Source organism: Magnetospirillum sp. LM-5, assembly GCF_902729445.1.
Lineage (GTDB): Bacteria > Pseudomonadota > Alphaproteobacteria > Rhodospirillales > Magnetospirillaceae > Magnetospirillum.
Genome location: NZ_CACVCE010000072.1, coordinates 1 through 7,761 on the forward strand (window position 1 = coordinate 1; position 7,761 = coordinate 7,761).

The following is a 7,761-nucleotide window of genomic DNA, read 5'->3' on the forward strand; positions in this document are numbered from 1 at the left end:
AGGCTTGACCCGGCCATCCACGCGCATCCGCATAACGCGCTGTTTCCATTCGATTTTGTTCGGCGCCACATGGATGCCCGTGTCGAGCACGGGCATGACGGAGTGTGGGGCGGCGCCTGAAATTTAACCGGGCAGTCCTGGGCCAAGCCCGGCCAAGACGGGCAGAGGGCGTGTGCTTCAGCCTGGACCTGACAGCCCCCCCTGGCCCTTACCTGATCACCAACCGGTTGATCAGCACGTCGATGCATTTGTCGCCGCCCGGTTCCTTGCGGATGATGTCGAGCGTGATGGCCTTGGCGGTGGCGGCGGGATTGCCGCGATTGAATTCCTCCCAGGCCATCGAGGCCATGGCGTGGGTGACCTTCTCGGCCACCTTCTTGTCCAGCTTGGCGTCCTTGACTTCCAGCGGATAGACCGCCGTCAGCTCAAGGATCACCATGTGGAACAGGCCGTCCTGATCCCAGAATTCCAGGTTGACCGATTGCAGCTTGACGTAGGTCTCGCGCGGCTTGGCGCCGCTGCCGGCGGCCAGGGCCGGCAGGCACGGCATCATCAGGGCGGCGGCAAGCAGCAGCCGGCGCCTCATCGCGGATCGTCCGATCCCAAGATGACCTGGGCCTCGGCCAGTTCGGCCCCCATCAGGCGGATATTGCCCAACAGGGCGCCGACGATGACCCGCACGCCCTTGGGGGCCTTCTCCAACTGCTCGGCCAGGCGTTCCTTGCCGATCACCACGCAGGCGGTCTCGTCGGTGGCGCGCGCCGAGGCCATGCGCGGCTGGTCGTCGATCAAGGCCATTTCGCCGAAGATGCCGCCCTGGATGATGGTCCCCAGCGGAATGACATGGTCCTTGACCGTCTTGAACACCTCGACCCGCCCATATTCGACGACATAGGCCTCTTGGCCGCGCTCACCTTCATGGAAGATGACCTCGCCGGCCCGGAACACCTTGCGGCGCGATTGGGCGATATCGTTCATGCGCCCCCCTGCCCGTTGCGCCGGGCCGAGAAGTTCTTCGGCACCAGCACGGTGTTCTGCACCGGCGCGATCACGTCCAGGCTGGGATAATCCAGGGTGTAGTGCAGACCCCGGCTTTCCCGGCGCGACAGCGCCGAACGCACGATCAGGTCGGCCACCATCGCCAGGTTCCGAAGTTCCAGCAGGTCGTTGGTGACACGGAAAGTGCCGTAATATTCCTCGATCTCGGACAGCAGCAGCTTGACGCGATGCTTGGCCCGTTCCAGGCGCTTGGTCGACCGCACGATGCCGACATAGTCGGACATGAAGCGGCGCAGTTCGGTCCAGTTGTGGGCGACCACCACCTCTTCATCGGAATCGGTGACCCAGCTTTCGTCCCAGGCCGGGATCACCGGCGCCGCCGCCACCTTGCCCAGGGTGGCGACGATGTCCTCGGCCGCCGATTTGCCGAACACCAGGCATTCCAGCAACGAGTTCGACGCCATGCGGTTGGCCCCGTGCAGGCCGGTGCACGACACCTCGCCGATGGCGTAAAGGTTGCCGACGTCGGTGCGGCCCGACAAGTCGGTCAGCACCCCGCCGCAGGTGTAATGCGCCGCCGGCACCACCGGAATCGGCTGCTGCGTCATATCGATGCCGTATTTCAGGCACTCGGCGTGGACGGTGGGGAAATGGCTGCGGACGAACTCGGCCGGCTTGTGGCTGATGTCCAGATAGACGCACTCGCAGCCCAGCCGCTTCATGACGTCGTCGATGGCGCGCGCCACGATATCGCGCGGGGCCAACTCGCCCCGGGGGTCGTATTCGTCCATGAAACGGGTGCCGTCGGGGCGCAGCAGATGGCCGCCCTCGCCGCGCACCGCCTCGGTGACCAGGAAGGTCTTGGCCTGGGGGTGGAACAGGCAGGTGGGGTGGAATTGCGAGAATTCCATGTTGGCCACCCGGCAGCCGGCACGCCAGGCCATGGCGATGCCGTCGCCGGTCGATCCGTCGGGATTGGACGAATACATATAGACGCGGCTGGCGCCGCCGGTGGCCAGCACCACCTTCTTGGCGGCGAAGGTGCGCACCCGGCCGCTGATGCGGTCCAGCGAATAGGCGCCGACACAGCGGCCCAAACCGCCGCCCGGCAACCGCTCGCGGATCAGATCGACGGCGTTGTGGTGCTCGAAGACGTCGGCCCCGGTCTCGCGCACGCGCTCGACCAGCGAGGTCTCGACGGCACGGCCGGTGGCGTCGGCGGCATGGATGACCCGGCGGTGCGAATGGCCGCCCTCGCGGGTCAGGTGCCAGCTGTCGCCCTCGCGGTCGAAGGCAACACCCTGGTCGATCAGCCATTCGATGGCGGTTCGGGCGTTTTCCACCACGAAACGGACGCTATCGACATTGCACAGCCCGGCCCCGGCATTCAAGGTGTCGGCGACATGGGATTCGGTGGTGTCGGCGGCGTCCAGCACGGCGGCGATGCCGCCCTGGGCGTACAGGGTGCTGCCCTCGGCCAACGGCCCCTTGGCCAGGATGGCGACGCGGGCGGAAGGCTTGGCTTCCAGCACGCGCAGGGCCAAAGTCAGGCCGGCGGCGCCGGAACCGATGACAAGAAGATCGTACGACATGGCGACGTTCCCCATCCGTCAGGACCAGTCCAGGCCGATATCGACGGCCGGAGCGGATTGGGTGATGCGACCGACCGACACGAAATCGACGCCGGTCTCGGCGATGGCGCGGATGGTGTCGAGATTGACCCCACCGGAAGCCTCGGTGCGGCAGCGCCCGGCGACCACGCCGACCGCGCGGCGCAGCATGGCCGGGTCCATATTGTCCAGCAGCACGATGTCGGCGCCGGCCTCGACCGCCTCGGCCACCTGGTCCAGGGTGTCGCACTCGGCCTCGACATTGGGCAGCCCGGCCGCCTTGGCCGCCTTGACCGCTTGCCCCACGCCGCCGCACACGGCGATGTGGTTGTCCTTGATCAGCACGCCGTCATAAAGACCCATGCGGTGGTTCTTGGCGCCCCCGCACAAAGTGGCGTATTTCGACAGCCGCCGAAGGCCGGGAATGGTCTTGCGGGTGTCAAGCAGCGTGCAGCCGGTGCCTTGCAGCTTATCGACATACTGGGCGGTCAGGGTGGCGATGCCGCTCATCAGCTGCAGCAGGTTGAGAGCGGTGCGTTCGGCGGTCAGCAGGCCGCGGGCGGGGCCTTCGATCTCGGCCAGCACGGTGCCGGCGGCGACATGCTGGCCGTCGGCGACCTTGGCGGCGAAGCGGGCTTCCGGCACCACCATGGCGAAGGCCAGGGCGGCCACCGGCAGGCCGGACACCACCATGGCGTGACGCGCCTGCATCACCCCCTTGAACTTGAGGTCGGCGGGGATGACCGTGGCCGAGGTGATGTCACCGGGGCCGACATCCTCGGCCAGGGCGGCTGAAATGACCCGGCGCGCGTCTTCGATGTCGGGTTCAGGCCGCATTGGGCGCCCCCGACGACATCGGCACCGAGGCCGACAGTTCCAGCATGCGTTCCAACGGCTTCAGCGCCTGAACCCGCAGCTCTTCCGGAATGGTGATGGCGGGGGCGGCGTTCATCATCGCCAGATAAATCTTTTCCAGCGTGTTCTTGGCCATGAACGGGCAATCCGCGCACGAGCAGCCGCCATCGGCGCCCGGGGCCGGAATGAAGGTCTTGTTCGGTGCCGCCTTCTGCATCTGGTGGATGATGTGCGGCTCGGTGGCGATGATGAACTCGGAACCGGGATGGTTCAGCACGTAATCCAGGATGCCCCGCGTCGAGCCGACATGGTCGGCATGGGTCAAGATCGCGTCGGGGCATTCGGGATGCGCCGCCACCTTGGCATTGGGGTGGCGCACCTTCAGCTTGATCAGTTCCTTTTCCGAGAATTGCTCGTGGATGATGCAGCTGCCCGGCCACAGCGTCAGGTCGCGCCCGGTGCGGCGCGCCACCCAGGCGCCGAGATGGCGGTCGGGGGCGAACAGGATCGGCTTGTCCTTGGGCAGCGAATTGACGATCAGCTCGGCGTTGGACGAGGTGACGATGACGTCGGACAGGGCTTTGACCTCGGCCGAGCAATTGATGTAGGTCACCGCCAGATGGTCGGGATTCTTGTCGCGGAAGGCCTTGAAGGCGTCGGCGCGGCAGGATTCCTCGAGCGAGCAGCCGGCCTCGGCATCGGGGATCACCACCACCTTGCCGGGCGACAGGATCTTGGCCACCTCGCCCATGAAGCGGACGCCGCAAAAGACGATCATGTCGGCGCTGGTCGCCGCCGCCTTGCGCGACAGGTCCAGCGAATCGCCGACGAAATCGGCCAGGTCCTGGATTTCGCCTTCCTGGTAGTAATGGGCCAGGATCACCGCGTTCTTCTCGCGACGCAGCCGGTTGATCGCCTCGACCATGTCCAGGGTGGGGTCGATGTCGGCTTCGGTCAGGGCGCCGGGCGACGGCAGGATAACGGTTTCGGTCATGTGGGCACGGATCCTTGCTACGACGGCCTGGCGGGACGGCGCATTTCCTTCGGAATAATTAGTAAGACCGAATTTCACCCCCGAGCGCAACTGCTGTCACGCCCCGGAGCGTGATAAACCAAACCACTATGCCCTAGGCAGGCATTCCAAAATTCATCGCCCCGTCGCATGATCGATCATCCTGTCGGGAAGGATCATGAGGGATGTCTGCCGCCGTGGCCAATAGCCAGCCGCTTGTCGCGCCGCTGATCGTCGTCATCGAGGACGAGGAATTCGTCCTTGCCGGCTATCAGACCTTGTTGGAAAGCTGGGGCTTCGAGGTGGTGGCCGCGGCCTCTGGCGCCGAGGCGCTGACCGCCTTGACCAGCAGCGCCAAGATTCCCGATTTCATCGTCGCCGATTACCGGCTGGGCGATGGGTTGACCGGCACCGACGCGGTGCAATTGCTGCGCCGGTCGTTCGGCGACGGCATTCCCGGCGTGCTGATCACCGGCGACACCGCGATGGACCGGGTCCGCCATGCCGGCGAGTCCGGCCTGCAGGTGGTGCACAAGCCGATCAACGGCCGCCGGCTCAAGGAAATCGTCGAACGCGGCCTTAGCCCGCACTGATCCCAGCCAGCGCCGTCTCCAGGTTCGCCCGCATCGAGGTCTCGGCGGCGAAGCGATTCAGCGCGTCGGCGGCCAGCCGGTCGGTGTCGCCCTTCAGCAACTGATCGACATGATCGACGAAGCGGTCCGGCGCCGGCGCCTCGCAATAGCGGTACAGCGCGCCCAGGGCGCTGGTGTCGAACCGCTCGGCCACCACCGCCGTACCGGAATGCAAGCCGTAACAGATGCGGCTGGGGCTGCAATAGCGCACGCCCTCGTTGCGCCTGATATCCAGGATCAGCCGGGCGCGGCCGACATGGTCGCGGCGCAGATGGTCGGGCAGCGCGCATTCCGAGACGAACACGCTGCGGCCACGGGCGCGCAATTGTTCGATGATCCGTTCGCGATAGGGGCCGGACGTCCCGTACAGCAGGCAGTCGATATCCTTGGGCGCCACCGGGGCCGGCTCGCGCAAGCTGGCGCAATGGCCGTAGGCCAGGAACTTGGCCCGTCCGCCCGGCACGCGGGTCTGGTACCAGTCGGTGTTGGGCAGCAAGGTCCAGACGAAATCGGCCAGCGGCAGGATGCGTTCGAAATTGGCCCGTCGCCACGGCTGCTTGGGATTGGCCATCACCGAGGCATCCTCCATGTCCTCGGTCCCCAGGATCCCCAGGCGCAGACGGTCGCCGTGCGCCGCCTTGAAGGCGGTCAGTTCCTCGGTGAAGGCCGGCTGGAAGAACTCGACCAGCAGGTTGACGGCCGGGGCCGGCGCCAGCTTCTTCAGATCGTATTTGACGCTGTGCCCGGCCTCGACCAGGCCGGCGGCGATGGGGGCCAGGATGTCCTGCATGCGCAGGAAATCGTAAGCGGTATGGTTGCCCAGAAAGATGTTGATCAGCATCAGCGCCGTCCGAACAGTTTCTCGATATCGGCCAGCCCCAGCGCGACATGGGTGGGGCGGCCGTGATTGCATTGCCCCGACAAGGGGGTTTGTTCCATCTGGCGCAACAGCGCGTTCATTTCCGGCACCGACAGCCGCCGTCCGGCCCGCACCGAGCCATGACAGGCGATGGTGGCGCAGATATCGACCATCCGTTCCTTGAGCTTCAGCGCCTCGCCCCATTCGGCCAGGTCGCAGGCCAGGTCGGCCACCAGGGCCTGGACGTCGCAGGCCCCCAGCAGGGCCGGAATCTCGCGCACCACCACCGCGCCGGGGCCGAAGGATTCCACCACCAGGCCCAGCTCGGCCAGGACCGGCGCCGCCTCGGCCACCCGGGCGGCGGCGGCCTCGCCCAATTCCACCACGTCCGGCAGCAGCAGCATCTGGCGCTTGACGCCCCCTTCGGTCAGGCCGGCCCGCAATCGTTCCAGCACCAGCCGCTCGTGGGCGGCGTGCTGGTCGATGATGACCAGCCCGTCGGCGGTCTCGGCGACGATGTAGGTGTCGTGCAGTTGCGCCCGTGCCGCGCCCAGCGGATAGGCCTGTTCGGGCGGTTGGGGGCAATATTCGGCCGCCGGAGCCGAGGGCGGCAGTTCCAGGCCGGGCAGGGATTCCGCCAGCCCGGTCCCCAGCGGCGCCTGCGCCCGCACCGCCTGGGCGAACGAGGCCGGATGGCCACCGCCACCCGGGCGCCAGCCGACGCCGCCATGGCTGACGGTGGCGGCGCGGTGCCCGGCCCCGGCCAGGGCATGGCGCAGGCCCGAGACGATCAGGCCGCGCACGGCCCCGGCCTCGCGGAAGCGCACCTCGGCCTTGGCCGGATGGACGTTGACATCGACCGCGTCGGGCGACAGTTCCAGGAACAGGGCGACCACCGGATGGCGGTCGTGGCTCATCACGTCCTGATAGGCGCCCCGGACCGCGCCGACCACCAAACGGTCGCGCACCGGCCGACCGTTGACGAACAGATATTGGTGGCCCGAACTGCCGCGGCTGTAGGTCGGCAGCCCGGCCCAGCCGGTCAGGCGCACGCCGTCGCGTTCGATGTCGATGGGAACGGCATTGTCGTGGAAATCGCGGCCGATGATGGCGGCCAGACGGCTCAGCCGGGCCTTGGCCAGATCGTCCGCCTTCTCGGCCGCCAGCTTGACCAAGGCGCGACTGCCGTCGGACAGGAAGAAGCCGACCGCGGGATGGGCCATGGCCAACCGTTCCAGGGTGTCGATGGCGTGCGAAAGCTCGGTGCGCGCCGCCTTCAGGAACTTCAGCCGGGCCGGGGTGGCATAGAACAGGTCGCGCACCTCGACCCGGGTGCCGGCGCTGATGGCGGCCGGAACCGGATGGCCCTTGGCGCCGCCTTCCACACTCAGGCTCCAGCCTTCGGCCGCGCCCCGGGCCCGCGAGGTGAGCGTCAGGCGCGCCACCGAGCCGATGGACGGCAGCGCCTCGCCGCGGAAACCCAGATGGCCGACATGGACCAGATCGTCGTCGGGCAGTTTGCTGGTGGCGTGGCGCTCGACCGCCAGGGCCAGTTCGTCCGGCCCCATGCCGCTGCCGTCGTCGGTGACCGAGATCAGCGCCTGGCCGCCTTCGACCAGCACCACCTCGATACGGGTGGCGCCGGCATCCAGACTGTTTTCCACCAGTTCCTTCACGGCCGAGGCGGGGCGCTCGACCACCTCGCCGGCGGCGATCTGGTTGACCAGGGTGGGGGGAAGCAGGCGAATCGACATGGCCGCACTATAAGACGGTTCCGCGCGGGGCGGAACCGTC

General features: G+C 67.3%; 8 protein-coding genes. 1 reads left to right on the top strand and 7 read right to left on the bottom strand.

The genetic code is table 11. The features are described 5' to 3' along the window. Positions 1-208 precede the first annotated feature (208 nt). Genes MTBLM5_RS17315 through nadA form a run of 5 tightly spaced genes read right to left on the bottom strand, consistent with a single transcriptional unit; the run spans position 209 to position 4,458 of the window. Positions 209-586 (bottom strand): hypothetical protein, encoded by a 378-nt coding sequence (locus tag MTBLM5_RS17315; protein ID WP_173977298.1) that lies wholly within the window; start codon positions 584-586, stop codon positions 209-211. Beyond that, on the bottom strand, positions 583-978 hold the full coding sequence (locus MTBLM5_RS17320; protein ID WP_173977299.1) for a cyclic nucleotide-binding domain-containing protein: 396 nt from the start codon (positions 976-978) through the stop codon (positions 583-585). Before MTBLM5_RS17320 ends, MTBLM5_RS17315 begins: the two co-directional genes overlap by 4 nt. Continuing rightward, positions 975-2,591: an L-aspartate oxidase gene (nadB, locus tag MTBLM5_RS17325; RefSeq protein ID WP_173977300.1), complete on the bottom strand. Its 1,617-nt coding sequence runs from the start codon at positions 2,589-2,591 to the stop codon at positions 975-977. Before nadB ends, MTBLM5_RS17320 begins: the two co-directional genes overlap by 4 nt. Positions 2,592-2,609: 18 nt before the next feature. Then, entirely contained in the window at positions 2,610-3,446 is an 837-nt protein-coding gene (nadC, locus tag MTBLM5_RS17330) for a carboxylating nicotinate-nucleotide diphosphorylase (RefSeq protein WP_173977301.1), read from the bottom strand. Further along, positions 3,436-4,458 carry a quinolinate synthase NadA gene (gene nadA, locus MTBLM5_RS17335; protein ID WP_173977302.1) on the bottom strand — a complete coding sequence of 341 codons (1,023 nt, stop codon included), beginning with the start codon at positions 4,456-4,458 and terminating at the stop codon, positions 3,436-3,438. Before nadA ends, nadC begins: the two co-directional genes overlap by 11 nt. 203 nt (positions 4,459-4,661) lie before the next feature. Here nadA and MTBLM5_RS17340 point away from each other — a divergent pair, with 203 nt between their 5' ends. Then, positions 4,662-5,069 (top strand): response regulator, encoded by a 408-nt coding sequence (locus MTBLM5_RS17340; protein ID WP_254431115.1) that lies wholly within the window; start codon positions 4,662-4,664, stop codon positions 5,067-5,069. Here MTBLM5_RS17340 and MTBLM5_RS17345 read toward each other — a convergent pair. Together MTBLM5_RS17345 and mutL are read right to left on the bottom strand one after the other, a co-directional pair. Further along, complete coding sequence (locus MTBLM5_RS17345; protein ID WP_173977303.1) at positions 5,056-5,949, bottom strand: hypothetical protein; 894 nt, start codon at positions 5,947-5,949, stop codon at positions 5,056-5,058. The two genes, MTBLM5_RS17340 and MTBLM5_RS17345, sit on opposite strands and share 14 nt — an antisense overlap. Further along, entirely contained in the window at positions 5,949-7,721 is a 1,773-nt protein-coding gene (mutL, locus tag MTBLM5_RS17350) for a DNA mismatch repair endonuclease MutL (protein ID WP_173977304.1), read from the bottom strand. The genes MTBLM5_RS17345 and mutL overlap by 1 nt, the downstream gene beginning before the upstream one ends. Positions 7,722-7,761 lie beyond the last annotated feature (40 nt).